Annotated in this window: 21 protein-coding genes; 12 read left to right on the top strand and 9 right to left on the bottom strand. The window is 40.2% G+C overall.

The window, feature by feature from the left end; all coding sequences use genetic code 11:
• Positions 1-109 precede the first annotated feature (109 nt).
• Genes SHALO_RS08880 through SHALO_RS08855 form a run of 6 tightly spaced genes read right to left on the bottom strand, consistent with a single transcriptional unit; the run spans position 110 to position 4859 of the window.
• Positions 110-763: a lysophospholipid acyltransferase family protein gene (locus SHALO_RS08880; RefSeq protein WP_238585323.1), complete on the bottom strand. Its 654-nt coding sequence runs from the start codon at positions 761-763 to the stop codon at positions 110-112.
• A gap of 13 nt (positions 764-776) precedes the next feature.
• The gene (locus SHALO_RS08875) at positions 777-1865 is read right to left on the bottom strand and encodes a hypothetical protein (RefSeq protein WP_069478210.1); all 1089 of its coding nucleotides are present in this window, start codon (positions 1863-1865) and stop codon (positions 777-779) included.
• A gap of 4 nt (positions 1866-1869) precedes the next feature.
• Complete coding sequence (gene purQ / locus SHALO_RS08870) at positions 1870-2541, bottom strand: phosphoribosylformylglycinamidine synthase subunit PurQ (RefSeq protein ID WP_069478209.1); 672 nt, start codon at positions 2539-2541, stop codon at positions 1870-1872.
• Positions 2535-2780, bottom strand: coding sequence for a phosphoribosylformylglycinamidine synthase subunit PurS (gene purS / locus SHALO_RS08865; RefSeq protein WP_069478208.1), 246 nt, complete (start codon positions 2778-2780; stop codon positions 2535-2537). Before purS ends, purQ begins: the two co-directional genes overlap by 7 nt.
• A gap of 21 nt (positions 2781-2801) precedes the next feature.
• Positions 2802-3515, bottom strand: coding sequence for a phosphoribosylaminoimidazolesuccinocarboxamide synthase (gene purC, locus SHALO_RS08860; protein WP_069478207.1), 714 nt, complete (start codon positions 3513-3515; stop codon positions 2802-2804).
• Between the two features lie 12 nt (positions 3516-3527).
• Positions 3528-4859, bottom strand: a complete 1332-nt coding sequence (locus SHALO_RS08855) for a S41 family peptidase (protein WP_025345112.1) — start codon at positions 4857-4859, stop codon at positions 3528-3530.
• 237 nt (positions 4860-5096) lie between these two features.
• On the opposite strand from SHALO_RS08855, the gene SHALO_RS08850 reads away from it, so the two are divergent.
• The gene (locus SHALO_RS08850; protein WP_069478206.1) at positions 5097-7670 is read left to right on the top strand and encodes an ATP-dependent Clp protease ATP-binding subunit; all 2574 of its coding nucleotides are present in this window, start codon (positions 5097-5099) and stop codon (positions 7668-7670) included.
• Between the two features lie 44 nt (positions 7671-7714).
• Here the strand turns inward: SHALO_RS08850 and SHALO_RS08845 are convergent, their stop codons facing one another.
• The gene (locus SHALO_RS08845) at positions 7715-8137 is read right to left on the bottom strand and encodes a hypothetical protein (RefSeq protein WP_025345110.1); all 423 of its coding nucleotides are present in this window, start codon (positions 8135-8137) and stop codon (positions 7715-7717) included.
• A gap of 73 nt (positions 8138-8210) precedes the next feature.
• Here SHALO_RS08845 and SHALO_RS08840 point away from each other — a divergent pair, with 73 nt between their 5' ends.
• Complete coding sequence (locus SHALO_RS08840) at positions 8211-8651, top strand: hypothetical protein (RefSeq protein ID WP_069478205.1); 441 nt, start codon at positions 8211-8213, stop codon at positions 8649-8651.
• Here SHALO_RS08840 and rraA read toward each other — a convergent pair.
• Together rraA and SHALO_RS08830 are read right to left on the bottom strand one after the other, a co-directional pair.
• Positions 8632-9111 carry a ribonuclease E activity regulator RraA gene (gene rraA, locus SHALO_RS08835; protein WP_069478204.1) on the bottom strand — a complete coding sequence of 160 codons (480 nt, stop codon included), beginning with the start codon at positions 9109-9111 and terminating at the stop codon, positions 8632-8634. The two genes, SHALO_RS08840 and rraA, sit on opposite strands and share 20 nt — an antisense overlap.
• Positions 9112-9124: 13 nt before the next feature.
• Positions 9125-9484, bottom strand: coding sequence for a hypothetical protein (locus tag SHALO_RS08830; RefSeq protein ID WP_069478203.1), 360 nt, complete (start codon positions 9482-9484; stop codon positions 9125-9127).
• Positions 9485-9569: 85 nt separating this feature from the next.
• On the opposite strand from SHALO_RS08830, the gene glmS reads away from it, so the two are divergent.
• From glmS to mnmE, 10 genes are all read left to right on the top strand, one after another.
• The gene (glmS, locus tag SHALO_RS08825) at positions 9570-9974 is read left to right on the top strand and encodes a methylaspartate mutase subunit S (protein WP_069478202.1); all 405 of its coding nucleotides are present in this window, start codon (positions 9570-9572) and stop codon (positions 9972-9974) included.
• Complete coding sequence (locus tag SHALO_RS08820) at positions 9971-11335, top strand: methylaspartate mutase (protein WP_069478201.1); 1365 nt, start codon at positions 9971-9973, stop codon at positions 11333-11335. Before glmS ends, SHALO_RS08820 begins: the two co-directional genes overlap by 4 nt.
• Positions 11332-12534 (top strand): glutamate mutase L, encoded by a 1203-nt coding sequence (locus tag SHALO_RS08815; protein WP_069478200.1) that lies wholly within the window; start codon positions 11332-11334, stop codon positions 12532-12534. The genes SHALO_RS08820 and SHALO_RS08815 overlap by 4 nt, the downstream gene beginning before the upstream one ends.
• On the top strand, positions 12525-14099 hold the full coding sequence (locus SHALO_RS08810) for an AMP-binding protein (RefSeq protein ID WP_069478199.1): 1575 nt from the start codon (positions 12525-12527) through the stop codon (positions 14097-14099). The genes SHALO_RS08815 and SHALO_RS08810 overlap by 10 nt, the downstream gene beginning before the upstream one ends.
• 103 nt (positions 14100-14202) lie before the next feature.
• Positions 14203-14337, top strand: coding sequence for a 50S ribosomal protein L34 (gene rpmH / locus SHALO_RS08805; RefSeq protein WP_014769624.1), 135 nt, complete (start codon positions 14203-14205; stop codon positions 14335-14337).
• Positions 14325-14663 carry a ribonuclease P protein component gene (gene rnpA / locus SHALO_RS15210; RefSeq protein ID WP_084010839.1) on the top strand — a complete coding sequence of 113 codons (339 nt, stop codon included), beginning with the start codon at positions 14325-14327 and terminating at the stop codon, positions 14661-14663. Before rpmH ends, rnpA begins: the two co-directional genes overlap by 13 nt.
• On the top strand, positions 14660-14998 hold the full coding sequence (gene yidD, locus SHALO_RS08800; RefSeq protein ID WP_025345099.1) for a membrane protein insertion efficiency factor YidD: 339 nt from the start codon (positions 14660-14662) through the stop codon (positions 14996-14998). Before rnpA ends, yidD begins: the two co-directional genes overlap by 4 nt.
• A gap of 34 nt (positions 14999-15032) precedes the next feature.
• A complete protein-coding gene (gene yidC, locus SHALO_RS08795) occupies positions 15033-16595 on the top strand; it encodes a membrane protein insertase YidC (RefSeq protein WP_069479388.1) in 1563 nt (520 codons plus the stop codon).
• On the top strand, positions 16592-17569 hold the full coding sequence (locus SHALO_RS08790) for a Jag N-terminal domain-containing protein (RefSeq protein WP_084010835.1): 978 nt from the start codon (positions 16592-16594) through the stop codon (positions 17567-17569). The genes yidC and SHALO_RS08790 overlap by 4 nt, the downstream gene beginning before the upstream one ends.
• The gene (gene mnmE / locus SHALO_RS08785) at positions 17566-18903 is read left to right on the top strand and encodes a tRNA uridine-5-carboxymethylaminomethyl(34) synthesis GTPase MnmE (RefSeq protein ID WP_025345096.1); all 1338 of its coding nucleotides are present in this window, start codon (positions 17566-17568) and stop codon (positions 18901-18903) included. Before SHALO_RS08790 ends, mnmE begins: the two co-directional genes overlap by 4 nt.
• The last annotated feature ends 62 nt before the right edge of the window (positions 18904-18965 follow it).

Below are 18965 nucleotides of genomic sequence, written 5' to 3'. Positions count from 1 at the left end.
AAAAAGCTTTACATGTAAAGAAAGTTTTTTGACACATTCAAAAAATTCGCGTTATTTTAGCAAAATCAGAAGCATTTGAAAGCCACTTTAGTGACTTTCAAAACAGTTTTTAGTGGACAGCCAACGCAAGCGCCAATCTCTCGCTCATTGCTGCGTGCATTTTTTCAAACCACAGTTCATCGTCTTTAGGATTGATGGGATCAAGGTAAATAACCTGAATTTCTCCGCCATGTGCATCAATGTTTTTAGAGTCAAAAATATGACGCGCACCTACGATAATAGCAGGTTGGACGATAAGCTCTAACTTCTCAGCCAAAATTTTTGCACCACTTTGGAATTTGAGAAGCTTATCGCCACGTCCGCGTGTGCCCTCAGGAAACATCGCCAGCACACGACCCTCCAAAACACGCTCTTTTCCCTCTTTGATCATTTTGATGATCGAGCGTTTATCTTTACGATCGATCGAGATCATACGAGGTGCTGGGATAATGTGCCCAAAAAGTGGAATATCTTGAATCTCTTTTTTAGCGACCCAGCAGAGATTTTTAGGGTAAATGGTCTCAAGGGCGACAATGTCTACAAGGCTTTGATGGTTCAGGACTAAAAGCGTCGTGGTCGTACTTGCTTCGCCTACTTGTTTGATGCGAAAGCCCATTAAAAAGGTTTGCAAGTGTCCCCACGTACGTCTAATCGGATGCGTGTGGTTGCGAAAAGCATACATCAAAACGATTATGATCAGTACGGTGATGACGAACTCAATCATCACGTAAAACCCTCTAATTTTTGATAATATTTTCACGGTCTGTCCATCCAATTTTTCCATCAGGAAGCAAAATTTTAATGTAATTTTCACGATCACCTAATTTTTCAATATCTAAGATTTTATCACTCGTAAAGAAAACCGTTGAGCGCTCCATTGGGAGGATCATAATGCTACTATTGCTTTTAAGTTTAGCGTTATTGAGTGGATTTTGATCCAAGAAAAAGAGGGCTAAAAAGATCAATGAGAGCAGAAGATAGTACCATCTTCGGCGTTTAATAAGAATAATAAAAAAGATAAACGAGAGTACGCCATAGCCAATTGTTTTGTAAAACTCAAAGATGCTCTCTTTAGGGTTAAGTCCTAATTGAGTGCTTACTTCATCGTTTTCAATCGTCATAGGAAGAGTAATTTTATTGAATTTATTGCTTGTGAGATCAAAATAGGTAAAGTCAAAACTTTTTTGATAGTTCGGCACAATGGCATAATAGTAAATCTTTTGGCTCGTGCCTGTATCGGAGAAAGAGTCTATACCGCTTTTTGCAATGCCACTTAGGGCAAAGTCTTTTAAATTTGCACCGGTCGTTTCAATCTCTAAGACGACAATCACATTTTTTGCATCAAATGTGGTTGTTTTGTATTTGTTAATGGTAAGGCTCTGTGCGATGACATTGCTAAAGAGAGGATCAGTTTTGAGTTGAATCAATTGAGGTGTATTGAAGGTAATAACCTCACTCTCCAATGCCTCTTGACGCTGAATCAATGAAACGCTCAGTCGCGGCATAACCGCTGTTTTAGAGCTGATCTTAAAATAAAAGGTATTGGAGTAGGTATTGTCACGTGAGCGTTCCCATGTATTTTGGGGATTAATCACTTCGACACCAGTGGCACCTGAAAATGTATTTCCAAGACCATCAATGGTATCGTTTGCAACAATAGCTTTGAGCTTTACAGGAAAAATTTGCCCCACATAGACTTTGGAAGGAGATTCTTCAACAGAGATAAACAGCGATTTTGAGTTTCCTGAAAAAACACTCTCTTCAGCAGCAAAAGCAGAAGCGAAAAAGGCTAAAGAGAGTGCAAGGAGTGTGAGAAATTGCTTCATCACGTTAGTTTAAAAAGCCCTCAAGCATTTTCACACCATCGGATGAACCCAAAATCTTCTCAATAGCGCGCTCAGGATGCGGCATAAGTCCAAAGACATTTTTAGATTTATTGCAAATACCAGCGATTGAATCTACCGAGCCATTAGGGTTTTGAACATCGCCTTTTTCGTTGGTGTAGGTAAGAAGGACTTGATGGTTGGCATAAAGCTCTTTGAGACCCGCCTCATCAATATAAAAACTTCCCTCACCATGAGCGATAGGCACATTTAAAAGTTCACCCACAGAGCATTTTTGTAAAAAAGTATTGTCATTGGCAATCACTTTAAGATGGTGAAACTGAGAGATAAAATGAACATTCTCATTGCGTTTCATCGCACCAGGAAGGAGTCTTGCTTCAACCAGCATTTGAAAACCATTGCAGATACCAAGCACTTTTCCACCTTGATTGGCAAAGTCAATGACCGCTTTCATAATCGGTGAAAATTTAGCAATAGCTGCACTTCGTAAATAATCGCCATAGCTAAAACCACCCGGAAGTACGACTAAATCGGTTCCTTCTGGTAGTTTTTCTTCTTTATGAAAGACAAGGACAACCTCTTGCCCCAGTTTTTCAAAAGCGTATTTGGTGTCGATTTCGCAGTTGGTGCCTGGAAATACAGCAACAGCTACTAGCATGCTGGAAACTCAATGGTGTAATCTTCAATAACGGTATTGGCTAAAAGCTCATCGCACATGATGGTCACTCTTTCGTGTGCTTTTGCTTTATCGCTCTCATTGATGTCAAGGATAATTTGCTTTCCAATACGCACGTCACTCACTTCGTCAAATTTTAAAGAAGAGAGCGCATGATGAACGGCTTTTCCTTGTGGATCTAAAACGCCATTTTTGAGTTGAATGTTGACAATAACTTTCATTGTTTATCTTTTCCTTTGATTTTAGTGAGATAGAATACGTTTTAGGACTTCTTCATAAGCAACTTTTACATCGCCTAAGCCTTGACGGAAACGGTCTTTATCCAATTTTTCATTGGTATCCATATCCCAAAAACGGCAACTATCAGGACTGATCTCATCCGAAAGAAGGATGTTACCCTCTTTATCCACACCAAACTCAACTTTAAAATCAACGAGTTTAAGCTTACGTTCTGCAAAAAAGCTTTTCATAATAACGTTAATCTCACGACCAAGGCGTTTAAGTTCTTCAAGGTCAGACTCACTTTTCACAAGATTCAACAACAAGCAGTGTTCATCATTAATGATAGGATCACCCAACGCATCATCTTTATAGTAAAACTCTACCAAAGCGAAAGGAAGTATCGTACCATCTTTAATACCAAGACGTTTAGCCAAAGAGCCCGTCGCAATATTGCGAACAACCACTTCAATAGGAATAATTTTCACTTTTTTAATCAGTTGCTCTGTATCGTTAAGCGTTTTGACCAAGTGTGTTTGAATGCCATGTTTTTCAAGAAGGTGAAACAATTGGGTACTAATTTTACAGTTAAGTGCGCCTTTGCCTGCTTCATTGCCTCTTTTTTCTGCATTAAATGCTGTCAAATCATCTTTAAACACTGAAACTAAAAGATTTTCATCGTCTGTCAAAAACAGTTTTTTACCTTTACCTTCGTATAACAATTCACCTTTATTCACTTGATTCTCCTCTTATTTTTTTATAGCAAGTATTTTGATCGCATCAACAGCACTTTTAAGTTGTAAATCTTTGAACAAATTCTCTTGACTTACAATCTCTTTATCGGCTTTCATTGCTTCTTTGGTTTTTGCTTTTGGTTTTGTCTCTTTTACTTCTGTTTTGTTTTCATCTACTTTTTTCAGTTCACCCTCTAAATGTTTTTTCAGATCTTTCTCTTTAAGGGTTTGCTCATTGGCTTTTGTCGGTACATCACCTGGATAAACAGTAATATCAGGTGTAACACCTTCTGCTTGAATGGTGCGACCACTTGGAAGGTAATAACGTGCGATGGTCAGACGAATCGCTTCATTGTCCACAACAGGAAGAACCGCTTGAACGCTTCCTTTACCAAAGGTTTTTTCACCAATAATAATGGCACGTTTATGATCTTGCAATGCGCCACTGACGATTTCGCTCGCACTTGCACTGCCACCATTGACTAAAACAACCAGCGGTAGTTTGGTATTGGTTCCGGATTTGGTTGCTTTGTATTCCGCATTTTCAGACTCAACACGTCCTTTTTGGGAGACGATGATGCCCTCATCCACAAAGATGTCGACTAAGCCTACGGCTTGGTTTAAAAGTCCACCAGGATTGTTTCTAAGATCTAAAACAATACCTTTGACGTTTTTATGTTTATTGATAGCTTCTTGAACATCGCCAACAATGTTTTTATCGAAATTGACAACACGCACATAGAGGATGTTTTCATTTTCAATAATCTTGGAGTAAACCGATTCGATTTTGATAATATCGCGAACAATCGAGATCGTAAGAGGTTTATTTTCTCCCTCACGCACCAATGTGAGTTCAATGCTCGTATTGGGTTTTCCACGCATAATGTTGACCGCTTCATCGATGGTCATATTGAGCGTTGATTGTTTGTTGATTTTAAGGATGATGTCGCCTGCTTTCACACCAGCTTTATCCGCAGGAGTTCCCTCCATCGGAGCAATAACCGTCAGTGCGCCATCTCTTTGACCTACGGTAATACCAAGACCACCAAATTCGCCATCGGTTTGAATCTTGAGATCTTTAAAGTGTTTTTCATCGAGGTACGAAGAGTGTGCATCGAGGTTGGTTAAAAGTCCTTCAATTGACTTTTTAACGATGTCATCAATTTTGATGTCATCAACATAATATTTTTCAATCGTTGCTAAAACGCGCGTAAATTTTGCCAAAGAGGCCAGACGGCTCTTTTCACCTTCAGCATTATCAGCCGCAAAAAGGGTTGAAGAAAAAAAGGTTGTAATCCCCACAAACGTGGCAATAAAGCCAACGGTAGCAAATGGTAAGTGTTTCATAGCGTGTGTATGCTCCTCGCATGATATGCGTATAGTTTGAGATCAAAGATTATAGTGCAGGTTCCCTAAATTTTCTATGAAGGCGCTGGGGTAATCAAGCGAAATTTGAAGTAACCCAAGGCTTGAAATGATGACTTTTAGAGATTGAATATAATGCTTTAATGCTAAATAAACTTGACATTAATGCACTCAAAGTTGTAAAATTATACAAATTATAAATACCCGAGGAGGAGACCTATGAACTCACTTTTTGAACAACTTACCAATCAAATGCGCGAAGCGATCGAAAGCGCCATCAGCCTTGCTTTGCACTCAAAAAACAATGAAGCAACCCCTTTACATGTAACGTGGGGACTCATAACCAATTCAGCTTCCATTCTCAATCAAGTCTTTAACAAAATGAATATTGATAAGAGTGCGATAGAGCTTGAAGTAAAGAGTGAAGTCCAAAAACTTCCAACCGTGTCTCATGTCAGTAAAGAAAATATTTCGATTTCACGCTCTTTAGTAGAGAGTTTGCAAAAAGCCGAAGGTTTGATGAAACAAAAAGGCGATAGCTATCTCTCGGTCGATACATGGTTACTTTCAAGCCTTGATAGTGATCCACTGAAAAAAATTCTGAGCAAATACCTTGATCTTTTGCAGTTTAAGAAAAACCTTGAAGCGTTGCGTGGCAACAAAAAAATCGACAAACAAAGTAGCGATGAAAATCTTGAATCGCTTGATAAATATGGCATTAATTTAACGAAATTAGCCACAGAGGGCAAGTTAAATCCTGTCATTGGGCGCGATGAAGAGATTCACCGTATGATGCAGATTTTAATTCGTAAAACCAAAAACAACCCGATTTTAATTGGTGAACCAGGGACGGGTAAAACGGCAATTGCAGAAGGTTTAGCGCTTAAAATTTCCCACAACGATGTGCCTCTAAGTCTTCAAAATAAAAGCGTTATTGCTTTAGATATGAGTGCGCTGATTGCAGGGGCAAAGTACCGTGGTGAGTTTGAGGACAGACTTAAAGCGGTCATCGATGAAGTGAAAAAAAGTGGCAATATCATTCTTTTTATCGATGAAATTCACACCATTGTTGGTGCAGGAGCAAGTGAAGGGAGTATGGACGCTGCCAACATCTTAAAGCCAGCCCTTGCGCGTGGGGAACTGCATACGATTGGTGCTACCACACTCAAAGAGTACCGCAAATATTTTGAAAAAGATGCGGCATTGCAACGTCGTTTTCAGCCTGTAACGGTCAATGAACCTAGCATCAACGAGGCATTGCAAATTTTACGCGGTATTAAAGAGAGTTTGGAAGCGCACCATCATGTGACCATTATGGATTCTGCTTTGGTGGCGGCTGCAAAACTGAGTTCACGCTACATCAGTGATCGTTTTTTACCCGATAAGGCGATTGATCTTATCGATGAGGCGGCGGCTGAACTTAAGATGCAAATCGAGAGTGAACCTACGGAGCTCAGTCGCATCAAACGTCTCATGAGCACGTTGATGGTTGAAAAAGAAGCGCTTTTGATGGAAAAAAATAAGAAAAATGAAGAGCGCACCCAGATGATCGAAAAAGAGTTGGGCGATGCCAAAGAGAAACGCAATGCACTTGAGATTCAATTTGAAACAGAAAAAAGTGTTTTTAACGATATTGCCGCGATTAAAACACAGTCAGAAGCCTTGCGTCGTGAGGCGGAAAATGCTAAAAAGAACAGTGATTTTAACAAAGCCGCTGAGATTGAGTACGGTAAATTGCCTGAGCTTTTGAAACAAGAAGAGGAGCTAAAAACCAGATGGGAAAAGATGGTGGAGAGCGGAACACTGCTTAAAAACAGCGTTGATGAAGAGATGATCGCGACTATTGTAAGCAAATGGACGGGCATTCCTGTGACTAAAATGCTTCAAGGCGAAAAAGCCAAAGTCTTAGCCGTTGAAGAGCATCTTAAAAAAGAGGTTGTGGGACAAGACGCGGCGATTAAGGCGATCGGTCGAGCGATTAAACGTAATAAAGCGGGTCTTAGCGAGCAAAATAAGCCGATCGGTAGTTTTCTATTTCTTGGTCCAACGGGTGTAGGTAAAACCCAAAGTGCTAAGGCTCTGGCGAATTTCTTATTTGACACAACCAAAGCGTTGATACGTTTTGATATGAGTGAATACATGGAAAAACACTCCGTGAGTCGTTTGGTTGGTGCGCCTCCAGGGTATGTGGGGTACGATGAGGGTGGACAACTTACCGAAGCCGTGCGTCGCAAACCGTACAGTGTTGTGTTGTTTGATGAGATTGAAAAAGCGCATCCAGATGTTTTCAATATCTTGCTTCAAGTGCTGGATGAAGGACGTTTGACGGACAATAAGGGCATTACGGTTGATTTTAAAAACACGATTATTATTCTAACGTCGAATATTGCCAGCGATAAGATTATGATGTACGAGGGCGAAAAACGCACCGAAGAGGTGATGAAGGAGCTTAGGGCGCATTTTAAACCTGAATTTTTGAACCGATTGGATGACATCATCATTTTCAATCCGTTGAGCGAAGATGGTTTGCGCGAGATTGTCAGCATTATGTTCAAAGAGATTGAGACGAAACTTGCCGCCAAAGAGATTAAAGCTGAACTTACGGTCGCAGCAAAAGCGTTGATAGCCGAAGCTGGATTTGACCCCGTGTATGGAGCGCGTCCACTTAAAAGGGCACTTTATGAGCTTGTGGAAGATAAACTAGCGGAGCTTATTTTGGAAGAGAAATTGCATGAGGGTGAAAGTATTGTCATCGATGCAAAGAACGGTGAAATCGTTATACAGCAACACTAAGTAACAAACACTTCTTACATGTAAATCTTTTTACATGTAAGAAGTTACTGACAATCTTTATCTTGAATCGAAAATTTAAACAGTTCAGCGTCATTGAGATCGTAGAAAACATAGACGAACACAGCCCCTTTTTTCAGAAGCAAGCGGGTTTCATAATCACTGCAGAGGTAACTTTTATTGTTTTCAAACGTTGTTTTAATCAGCGTGCCTTTATCGGCTTTTAAAATTGTTTTGACGTGTTCATTCGAAGAATTGATACGGTTTCGATATTCGATGGCATTATTGACACTAACAATGTCGACGAGCGTTGTGTAGTCATCTAACATCATCGGCAAATGATCTTTGGTACCGTCTTTAATAATGGAGAGAATTTTAGGGATGTCCTCTTCCTTAATTTCGTCCAAATCGTTTGCATCCTCAGCAACGAGCCTTGAAATAAGTGCTAAAATAATCAATAATCGTTTCATATCATTCCTTTGTCGGAATTTTACAATAAAATCTTTAAGATCGATGCCAATTTTTGGAAGGAAAATCAAATTTATGAGCTATTTAGAGTGGTTTGAAACACATGCTAACAAACATCATGCCATTGTTCAAAAATTATGCGTGCAAAATTACACCAAAGCGATGATCATTGACTATTTTCTCTTCGAAAACATGGTTGAAAAAGAGCCTGATTTTTGCCTGCTTTATGCTAACAAACAAAAATGCCACGACCTAAAAGCGCTGAATTGTTATCTGTGTGCGTGTCCACATTTTCGTTTTAATGATGCAGGATTGAGTGTGGAAGAGGGCGTTACATGTAAAAGTGTGTGCTCCATTCATTCAAAGAAAAGTGGGGTGTTTGTGTATGAAAATGTCGCACATCTGGATTGCTCCGCGTGCAGTGTTCCTCACACCAAAGCGTACATAAACAAACACTTTGGTGTGAGTTGGAAAAAGATCATGCAAGCCTGTCTGGTTACATCTCCAAAGGTGTAGCACTCACGATAATGCCGTCACGATCTGCGTAGAGATAATCGCCTTCGTTAAAGTCAATTCCTCCAAAATGGATCTTTACATGTAAAGATCCCTCGCATGCTTCCATCGTCTTTTTAGGGCAGGTTCCAAGGGCAAAAAGTCCCACGTCAATCTCTTTGGTATTTTTGGTGTCACGAACGTATCCGTTGATGATAATGCCAGCCCAGTTGTTTTCGTGAGCAAATTTCATCAGATTGTCTCCAACCACAGCGGTGAACTTTGCCTCAACATCGACAACGGCGATTTGCCCAGATCCTTCGCTTTTGAGTAGCGCAATGAGTGTTTTATTGCTTCCTGAAAGTTTAACGGTGACAATTTGACCCATAATGCGTTTCGCGCCACCGTAGGACTTCATGATGGGGTCAAGAACCTGAATATTTTCAGGGTATTTATCGCAAAGATCGGCTGTGTAAAATTTCATAAGGGCTCCTAGGTTATTTGAAGAGTTGTATTAGATTTTGTTGATTGGAAATTTGAGAACGTTTTGGAAGCGTAAAATCAACGGTCTCTTTGTGGCATGTTCCACAGATTTTAAGCTCTTGATGAGCACTTACATCTTTTTGAGCGTAGACTTTTTCACGCGAGTGACAATCGAAACAGTCTTTGCCACATTGCCCTTGCTCGGAGGGTTTATTGTGACAGGTAATGCACTCATTTAATACGATATGGTTTTGGTCGTTGATGTAAGGTCGAAGCTTTGAATGGCACTCCAAACAGCTTCCGCCACACGCAACTAAAAAACTCTGAAAACTCAAAATGAGAAGAATGAGTACTAAAAAGGCTTTTTTTGACATGAATCCACTTTAGAAAATTTGTGTTAATTATACCTTTAATAACGTTAAGATAGAATGCAAAATCATTCAAATTGTAGGTCAGTCCATGAAAGTAGTCACAGGTGTGGTGGGTAATGATATCCATGTTGTCGCAAACAGGCTCATCGATATATCATTACAAGCGAGAGGTTTTGAGGTGTTTAACCTTGGTGTCAATACTTCTTTGGAAGAGTTTATTGACGCTGTTGTCGAAACAGATGCAGACATACTGCTTATCTCTTCACTTAATGGTGAAGCAGAGGGGTGGTGCCGAGATTTGCAATTTTTGCGCTCCGAATATGATCTCAAAGAGGTTGTTTTTGTGATTGGGGGCAATCTAGCCGTAGGTGAAGCCGCGCAAAGTGACATCATTCCCAAGTATAAATCGTATGGATTTGATCTTGTCTTTCATCAAGTCGATCTTAATACTGGACTCGATGAGATAGAGCGTTTTGTAAAGGAGCGAGCATGAGTTTACTCCAAAAAGAGCGTGATGTCATCACCCGAAATGAGTATGCTGATAGTTTTGATTTTGATGAGATTGAAGATTTTATTCGCAATGCCAATAAAGAGATGTTTATCTCGCATCATTTCAAAAAGCGTGACAGACTTCTTGTTCAACCTCGTGGCGGTTTTCCGACCTATAAAAAGATGTTTGAACTCTACGAAGAGTTTATGAAAGCGGACATTGATGTTTTGCCGCTTACCATTGATAGTAACACAAGACTCAATGACTACGCAATGGCAAAAAAGATGCTCACTCTCTCCGAAGAGAACGAGATGGATATGCTCAATGGCTACCCTCTGGTCAATCATGGCTATCGTACAACGCGTAAAATGATGACACATTTTAATAAACCTGTCAGTCTTCGCCACGGCACACCCGATGCAAGGCTTTTGGTTGAAACGGCACTGGCTTCGGGCATCTTCGAGATCGAAGGTGGACCGATTACGTATATGCTTCCATACTCAAAAAATTTCCCCCTCGATAAAGCTTTTTTGTATTGGAAATACGTCGATAAAGTCTGCGCGAAGTACTCAACGCTCAATGAACCGATCAACCGTGAATCCTTTGGACCATTGACCGCAACACTCGTTCCTCCATGCATCGTCATCGTCATTCAGCTCATCGAGATGCTCCTATCCATCGAGGAGGGCGTAAAGTCGTTTTCAGTGAGCTTTTCTCAAAATGGCTCGATGATGCAAGACATCGTCACCTCCAATGTTCTTAAAAAACTAGCTCGTGAATATGCCAACATGTTTGGTGGAGAGGATGCTATCATTAACCTTGTGTATCATCAATGGATGGGCGCGTTTCCACGCGATAAAAACCTCTCCGATTCCTTAATTAATACTAATACTGTCATTGCGGCAATGGTACGAGCCGATAAAATCATCATTAAAACGCGTGATGAAGCCTTTGGCATCCCCACCATGCAGTGCAACGCCCAGTCGGTTGCCAATACCAAATACACGCTTCGCACGCTCAAAGGTCTGCCACAAGTGCATGACGTAGAGGAAGAGGAGAACTTGGAGCTGGAAGTGCGAGCCATCATGGACGCTGTTTTTAATGATTCTGCCGATACTTTATGGCGTAAAGTGTTCAATACGATTAAAAATGGTCTGATCGATGTACCTTTTTCACCGCATATTATCAATCACAACGAAGTTATCACCATTCGCGATGACTCTGGCAATATCCGCATTATTGAAAAAGGGAAACTCCCACTGCCTGATCGCTGTTTTGCCTATGAAAAATCAAAAGTTAATCTGCCTGAAAGCCAAACGGAAGTGATTAATAAAATTATCCATGACATAGGGGCGATGCTATGAGTAAACTTCTCATCGATGTAGGGAGCACCTACTTTAAAGTCTGCCAGACAAGCGGTATTAGCCAGTATTTTAGGGATTTTAAAAAAGATATTTACGATGATTTAATCACCAAGTGTGGTAACATTTTTGCAAACTATCAAAAAGAAGATATTTTTATCTGCTCTTCTGCCAATGGTGGTTTAAGCACGCTGATTATCGGGCTTACCAACTCTTTTAGTTTGAAGTTTGCTAAAAACATAGCGTTCAATTCGGGCATTAACATCATCGATACGATTTTATACAGCAAAATTGAGGAGAGCAGAGCGCCTAGCGAACTGGTCGATGTTGTTATTATTGTGGGTGGAATTGATGGTATTGGCAAGGTGTTTGATGAAAAACTGTTTGATTACCTCAAAAACGTGCAGTATAGCAATATCGTTTATGTGGGCACCAAACAAGATGTAGCATTTTTAAGTGAACACATTCCTGCATTAAAAGTGCTTGGAAACATTATCACCGAGAAGTTACATGTAAACGGTGGCGAGCTGAAAGAGTACCTCACAAACCTCTATCAAGCGGACATTGTGGGCAAAGAGGACATCAAGCATCTTTACGAAATCACGGCGAATCAAATCTATTCAACACCGTACATCGTTAACCGTTCTTTGCCACTCATTGATGCCAATTTTGAAGTGGTCAATCCGTTCATTGTTGTGGACATCGGAGGGGCTACGACGGATATTCACTACAGTCGTGATTTGGTGCGCGATAACATTGTCAGTGAAAGCGGTTATGATCGTTTAGTCTTTAAAAAGCTTGGTGTTTTTAAGTCTCGTGAAACGCTCATTTTCGCGGCTAAAAACAATGAGTTTGTCTATGAATTGTTAGCGTATTTAAATGTTACGGAGAATATCTTAGAAGAGGAGAGCGAAAAAGCGTTACGTATTTTAATGCAACTCTCTATCTTTTTGGTACTGTACAAGGTTTCAAGGCTGCATCCTTTGTATGTAACGCTGCAGTTAGAACTACTTAAAACCATTGTCTTAACAGGTGGTATCACCAAAGTGCTCTCGTACGAAGAGGTCGAGATGATTATGCAATTTTTCTATAAAAAAGTGATGAATCTTTATGCTATTCCCAATATTGTTATGGATTTCGACTATGCGATCTGGACGCTTGGAATGGAAAATAATGAATCAAAGGAGCCAAAATGTCTATAAACTGTATTCGCGCATTGATTGAAAAAGCTGCGGTTGCGTGTCCCGATAAAGTGGCGGTGATTGATGGCTCTAAAAAACTAACTTATGCTGATTTGTTTCGTAAAGTCAATCAAATCGCGCGCTATCTGAGCGAGCTTGCCCTTCCCAGTGGGTCACGTATTGGTATTTATTCGCATAAAAGCAGTGAACAGATTATTGCGATGTTGGCACTGCTTTCAACCGAATATATTTTTGTGCCCATTTCTCGCCTACTTAAGCCTGAGCAAGTGGAACACATCATTAACGATTGTGGCATGACGTGTATTATTACTGATAAATCGAAGATCAAAAGCATTGATGAGATCAAATTTAGCGGTAAAGTTGTCACGTATGAAGCCAGTGAGCGCGACATCGTCTCGTTTGAAGAGATCTATAAATGTTGCAGTGATGCCTTTACATGTAACATTGGCGACTATAAAAATGCGGCAATTACCTATAGTTTTGGTTTGACGGGTTTTCCTCGTGGTATTGTCATCACGCACCGTAATCTCATCGATAGCGCAAGAGTCGCTTCAAACTACCTTGAACTTAAAGAGAGTGATGTTATCTCTGGAACATTGCCGTTTATCTTAGATTATGGTCTTAACCAACTTTTCTGTTCCATTTACAATCATGCGACGTTAGCACTTCATTCTTTAGTGCTTCCATCAGATTTTTTCAACCATCTCATCAATGACGGTGTAACGGTTCTTCCACTGATGCCTCCGCACATCACGCAGATGTTTGAGAGCGATCCTAAGCGTATTCCCAACGCTAAGCTTTTAGCCAATGTGCGCATTGTGACCTCGTCGGGTGGGAAAATTACACCTAAAATGATTGCGGACATTGAAGAGCGTTATCCAAGTGCCAAGTTTTATTCGATGCATGGGTTGACCGAAGCGTTTCGTTCAACGTACCTCGATCCTGCGCAGCTTAAAATTCGTCCCAATTCGATTGGTAAGCCGATCCCTGGTGTTGAAATTCATGTGATTAATGAACAAGGGCTGGAGTGTCAGCCTCGTGAAATTGGTGAGTTGATTCATCGCGGAGGCTATATTTACAAAGGCTATTGGAAATCCAAAGAAGATACGCAAAAACGTTATAAAAGCATTGCTATTTTAGATAAAGTGGTCAATTTAGAGGGTGACTTAACCGATGAAATTGTCGTTGCGAGTGGTGATTTTGTTTACAGAGATGAGGAGGGTTACCTCTATTTCGTTTCGCGCAAGGATGATATGATCAAAGTCAGTGGTTTTAGAATCAGCCCTTATGAAATCGAAAGCGTCGTGCATGATAAATTGCCGTTAATTGCACAATGCGCTGTTTTTTCCATTGAAAATGAGAAAACAGAAGAAGAGATTGTCATGGTTTACAGCGCTGCGAGAGAAATTTCTAAAAATGAAATTGTGTTTGAGCTTAAAAAGCATTTGCCAAACCACATGATCCCTTCCATAATTCTCCATAAAGAGAAGCTTCCACAGACTAGTCCAAGTGAAGCTAAAATTGATAAAGAAGTTTTGAAAAAAATGGTCATGGAGCTTCGCTAAAGCCTTACATGTAAAGCAGGGCTTAATCGAAGCTTATGCAATTTTAAGTAAAGCTAAGGTAAAATCCATACCTTAAAATTATTTTTTGGTAAAGGAACTTTTGATGAAAAGAACGTATCAGCCACATAGTACCCCTAAAAAGCGCACGCATGGCTTCAGACTTAGAATGAAAACTAAGGGTGGACGTAAAGTTATCGCAGCACGTCGTGCTAAAGGTAGAAGCAGATTGGCCGTTTAAAGGATTATGAAACTCTCAAGGCAACGAGAGAGTATTCATACGTTTATAACCATGCAAAAAAATGGCATTATGAAGGTGCTTTAGTCTTTTACAATAACGATACAGCAAAAAGAGTTGGCTTTACGGCAAGTAAAAAAGTCGGTAATGCTATCAAGCGAAATTTAGCCAAAAGAAGACTTCGGGCTATCTTTTTAGAAATTCAACACACTTTACAAAATGGCGTGTATGTTTTTGTAGCAAAAGAGAAGATTAATCACATTCCGTATGATGTTTTAAAAAAAGGCATTTTATGGTCTGTGAAAAAATTAAACTGTGTTAAAGAATGAACTCTTTAGCGCTGATGTTGATAAAGCTTTATCAGAAGTTTTTTACACTGATTGGCTATGGAAGTTGTAGGTATTATCCTACGTGTTCGCAATATGCGAAAGAGCAACTTCTACACAATAGTTTTTTAAAAGCTATCTTTTATAGTTTTATACGCATTTTGAGGTGTAATCAGCTTTTTGCTGGCGGAATCGACTATCCAGTCGTGACTAAAAAATTTGCATCTCCTCTTCCTCTTTCTCTCAAACAACCACACGCGCATCGTATTACTTTTTGGTTTGTGCCAAAAAACAAGCAAAGTTTTTATGTTATAAAAGCTTTTAAAACAACGAATTAAAGGGAATCTCGTGACAGATAAACTTACTCCTCAGATGCGCATTATACTTGCCACTGTACTATCATTTTTATTTTTTGCTCTGTATGATCATTTTTTTATCCCCAAAAATCCTCCGATTGAAACCACTTCACTTGAACAAAATGCAACGCCAACCACAACGACTAGTGCACCTGCTGATGTAAAATCTGCCAGTAGCGTTGATATTGCAGGTGCGCCTACGAGCCCATCAAAATTGGGTGAGACGATTGCAACGATTAAAGCGGCAGGGTATGAGGTTCAGATCGACAGACTTGGCAGAATTGCAAAGTTTTATCTTGAAGAGGGCAAATATAAAGACGATAACGGTGGGCGTTTTCAGCTTATCGATGCTTCTCAAGCACTTTTACCCCTTGAAATTCGATTTAGTGACAAAGCTGTTAACGAAGATGCGTTTGTTATGTCGTACAGCGCAGACAAAGATACTGTCGATGTGAATGAAAATGGTGGTAGTATTGTTTTAACACAAACACTCAGTAATGTTGTTGTGACAAAAACGATTACCTTCTTTCCATCAGGCAGATATGATTTACATGTAAAGCTTTCAACGCCAAAAGAGTACTTCATCTCTCCTGGTTTTAGACCAAGCCTTGCGGTTGATAGTTATACCTTCCATGGCGCATTGATTAAAAAAGCAGATGGCAGTATTAAGACGATTGATGATGGTAGTGCAAAAGGCGATGAGCATTTTGCAAATGCTAAAATCGTAGCAGGTGCGGATAAATACTACACGACGTTTTTTTATGAGTTAGACAAAGGCTTAGAGAGTGTTGTCTCTGTGGGCAAAGATAAAGATCCTCTTTTATTTGTCAAAGGCAATGACGATTTTAAACTCAGTGGTTACATTGGACCCAAAGAGCATGTAAAACTTCATGCGATTAACCCTGAACTGACGGATGTTATTGAGTACGGTTTCTTTACGTTTATCTCCAAACCACTTTTTTCACTGCTTGCGTTCCTTCATGGTATTTTTGGTAACTGGGGTTGGGCAATTGTAGGTATGACGATTATCGTTCGTTTAGTGCTCTATCCTTTAACGTACAAAGGTATGGTTTCGATGAACAAGCTCAAAGAGCTTGCGCCAAAAGTCAAAGAGTTACAGAAAAAATATGGGGATGATAAGCAAAAACTCAATACCCATATGATGGAACTGTACAAGAAAAATGGCGCTAACCCAATGGGTGGGTGTTTGCCGATTCTTTTACAAATTCCTGTTTTCTTTGCAGTGTACCGTGTTTTACAAAATGCAATTGAGCTCAAAGGTGCTGAGTGGATTTTATGGGTAAACGATCTAGCGATTAAAGATCCTTATTTTATTCTTCCAATTTTGATGGGTATTACGATGTTCTTACACCAACGCATTACGCCAACAACCTTTACAGATCCAATGCAAGAGAAGATTATGAAGTTTTTACCCCTTATCTTTACCTTCTTCTTTGTAACCTTCCCTGCAGGTTTAACCCTGTACTGGTTTACCAACAATTTAGCATCTATCGTACAGCAGTTTTACGTCAATAAACTTTTCGCAAAAAAACATGAAGAGCCAAAGGTCGAAAAATGATCAAAGTAGAAGCAGCAACACTTCAAGAAGCTTACTCCAAAGCTGCGAGTGAGTTGTCTTGTTCGGTCGTCGATTTAGAGATTAATATTATTCAAAATGGCTCAAGCGGATTTCTTGGGCTTTTTAAAAAGAGTGCCATTATCGAAGTGCAGCGTAAAGGTTCTAAGCCTTTTAGAGAAGAGCGCGAACGCAAAGAGTTCGTGGCACCTCCACGTAAAGAAGAGAGTGGTGAGGTCGAAACGGCGCTCAGTGATGATGACCAGCGAAGAGATCGCAATCGTCGTCCAAAAAATAGACGCAATAAGAATAAAAATAGGGAATTTCCTAAGAGTGAATTTTCTGAGCCTAAACGCTCAGAGCCACTTCCTCCTAAAGAAACCCCTAGTGTAGCGACTCCCAAAGCGGAACCAAAGGTTGAAATGCCTAAAGCTATGCCTGTTAAAGAGCCTAGACATACCATTGCACCCACAGCGATTGATCAAAATTTTCACCATGAGAAGCGTGAGCTCAATGACGTCATTGATGAAGTGCGTGTACAAATTAAGAATCTCTTTAAATACAGCTGCTTTACGCTGGAAAGTCCTAGTGTTTCTAAATACAACGACGATACGATCTTAATCGAATTTAGCGGTGAAGATGCTGCGTTATTGATTGGCAAAGAGGGGTATCGTTATAAAGCGCTCTCGTATTTGCTTTACAACTGGATTAACCTTAAATACGGTCTAAATATTCGCCTTGAAATTGCCGAATTTTTGAAAAATCAAGAAGAGATGATCGAAAAATATCTTATTCCTGTGATTGAGCGTATTCGAAACAGCGGCAAAGGGCAAACCAAAATTTTAGATGGTGTTTTGATTAAGATCGCGCTTGAAGCGTTACGTGGTGAATTTCCTGAAAAATACGTTGGGATTAAATCAGGTAAAGATGGCGGTAAATTTATCGTTGTCAATGATTTTAATAGGAAAAACGCATAGATACGATTGCTGCTATTGCCACCAGTGCAGGGGTTGGTTCCATCGCGATTGTTCGCGTTAGTGGACCCAATGCCCTTGCTTTGGCGCTTAAACTCTCCCATAAAAAAAACTTTGAGCCTCGCCTTGCTACCCTAACGTTTTTGCATGACGCACAGGATGATGCCATTGATCAAGCGATTGTCATTTACTTCAAAGCACCACATAGCTTTACGGCTGAAGATGTTGTGGAGTTTCAATGCCATGGTGGTAGTGTGGTGGCGGGGATTGTTTTAGAGACATTGCTTCATCATGGGGCACGACTTGCCAATCCAGGTGAATTTTCTAAACGTGCTTTTTTGAATGGACGCATTGATCTCTCTGAAGCCGAAGCGATTGCCGCACTGATCGAGACCAAAAGTGTGGACGCGGCTAAGATGCTGACGCGCCAGCTCAAAGGCGAACTTCGTCATTTTGTTTTACATGTAAGAGAGTTATTGATAGAAATTCTTGCCTTTGTGGAAGTGAATATTGACTATGCGGAAGAAGATTTGCCCTTAGATATGATCGAGAAAATCAAAGTTAAATTAGATACATTAGCTAAAGAGCTTTTCAAAACCTATGAGAGCAGTCAAAGACGTCAAGGCTTGATGCAAGGCTTTAAAATCGCGATTGTGGGTAAGCCTAATGTCGGTAAAAGTTCGCTTTTAAACACGCTTCTGAGTTACGATAGAGCGATCATCAGTGACATTGCTGGAACGACACGCGATACAATTGAAGAAGAGCTTCGTATAGGGTCACATTTGGTGCGCATTGTCGATACAGCGGGCATCAGACAAGCACACGATACGATTGAGAAGATTGGCATTGAACGTTCCATCGCAGCGATTGAAGAGGCCGAAATCGTGATCGCACTGTTTGATAACAGTACGCCCTATGATCATGAAGATGAAACAATGCTCGCATTGCTTCAAACCTACAGTGCTTCAAAACAGATTGTGATGGTTTTGAATAAAATTGATCTTCCCAATCACTTTGAAACCAGCCATTTAAACGGAGATTTCATAGCCCTTTCGTGTCAAAATGATAGCTACGAACTGACCCAAAAATTACAAACAATCTTAGATCAAACAACGGTTGAAGACAGCCTGATGCTGACCTCTACTCGTCAAATTGATGCCGTTAAAAATACGCATGAAAACGTGCAAAGTTCCTACACTCTTTTAGGTGAGGGCGAGTTAGAACTCTTTGCTTTTCACATCAATGCAGCGATCCAGCACATCTCTTCGATCACCACAGCGTTTGATCGTGATGAGATTTTAGAGAAGATGTTTAGCAATTTTTGCCTTGGGAAATAAGGGTATTTATAAACTGTTTACCTCTGTATGCTACGATAAAAAGAGCAACACAAAGGGGTCAT

Source organism: Sulfurospirillum halorespirans DSM 13726 (assembly GCF_001723605.1).
Classification (GTDB): Bacteria; Campylobacterota; Campylobacteria; order Campylobacterales; family Sulfurospirillaceae; genus Sulfurospirillum; species Sulfurospirillum halorespirans.
The sequence above is the reverse complement of the archived record's forward strand: the minus strand, read 5'-3'. Positions and strand labels throughout refer to the sequence as shown.

Bases quoted from the DNA above. Each gene is read 5' to 3' on its own strand.
- SHALO_RS08845 (WP_025345110.1), bottom strand. From the start codon at position 8,137: ATGAAACGATTATTGATTATTTTAGCACTTATTTCAAGGCTCGTTGCT.
- yidD (WP_025345099.1), top strand. From the start codon at position 14,660: ATGAACTCTTTAGCGCTGATGTTGATAAAGCTTTATCAGAAGTTTTTT.
- SHALO_RS08875 (WP_069478210.1), bottom strand. From the start codon at position 1,865: ATGAAGCAATTTCTCACACTCCTTGCACTCTCTTTAGCCTTTTTCGCT.
- SHALO_RS08815 (WP_069478200.1), top strand. From the start codon at position 11,332: ATGAGTAAACTTCTCATCGATGTAGGGAGCACCTACTTTAAAGTCTGC.
- rpmH (WP_014769624.1), top strand. From the start codon at position 14,203: ATGAAAAGAACGTATCAGCCACATAGTACCCCTAAAAAGCGCACGCAT.
- glmS (WP_069478202.1), top strand. From the start codon at position 9,570: ATGAAAGTAGTCACAGGTGTGGTGGGTAATGATATCCATGTTGTCGCA.
- SHALO_RS08855 (WP_025345112.1), bottom strand. From the start codon at position 4,859: ATGAAACACTTACCATTTGCTACCGTTGGCTTTATTGCCACGTTTGTG.
- purS (WP_069478208.1), bottom strand. From the start codon at position 2,780: ATGAAAGTTATTGTCAACATTCAACTCAAAAATGGCGTTTTAGATCCA.
- yidC (WP_069479388.1), top strand. From the start codon at position 15,033: ATGCGCATTATACTTGCCACTGTACTATCATTTTTATTTTTTGCTCTG.
- SHALO_RS08830 (WP_069478203.1), bottom strand. From the start codon at position 9,484: ATGTCAAAAAAAGCCTTTTTAGTACTCATTCTTCTCATTTTGAGTTTT.
- SHALO_RS08880 (WP_238585323.1), bottom strand. From the start codon at position 763: ATGATTGAGTTCGTCATCACCGTACTGATCATAATCGTTTTGATGTAT.
- SHALO_RS08840 (WP_069478205.1), top strand. From the start codon at position 8,211: ATGAGCTATTTAGAGTGGTTTGAAACACATGCTAACAAACATCATGCC.
- SHALO_RS08810 (WP_069478199.1), top strand. From the start codon at position 12,525: ATGTCTATAAACTGTATTCGCGCATTGATTGAAAAAGCTGCGGTTGCG.
- purQ (WP_069478209.1), bottom strand. From the start codon at position 2,541: ATGCTAGTAGCTGTTGCTGTATTTCCAGGCACCAACTGCGAAATCGAC.
- SHALO_RS08790 (WP_084010835.1), top strand. From the start codon at position 16,592: ATGATCAAAGTAGAAGCAGCAACACTTCAAGAAGCTTACTCCAAAGCT.
- SHALO_RS08820 (WP_069478201.1), top strand. From the start codon at position 9,971: ATGAGTTTACTCCAAAAAGAGCGTGATGTCATCACCCGAAATGAGTAT.
- rraA (WP_069478204.1), bottom strand. From the start codon at position 9,111: ATGAAATTTTACACAGCCGATCTTTGCGATAAATACCCTGAAAATATT.
- SHALO_RS08850 (WP_069478206.1), top strand. From the start codon at position 5,097: ATGAACTCACTTTTTGAACAACTTACCAATCAAATGCGCGAAGCGATC.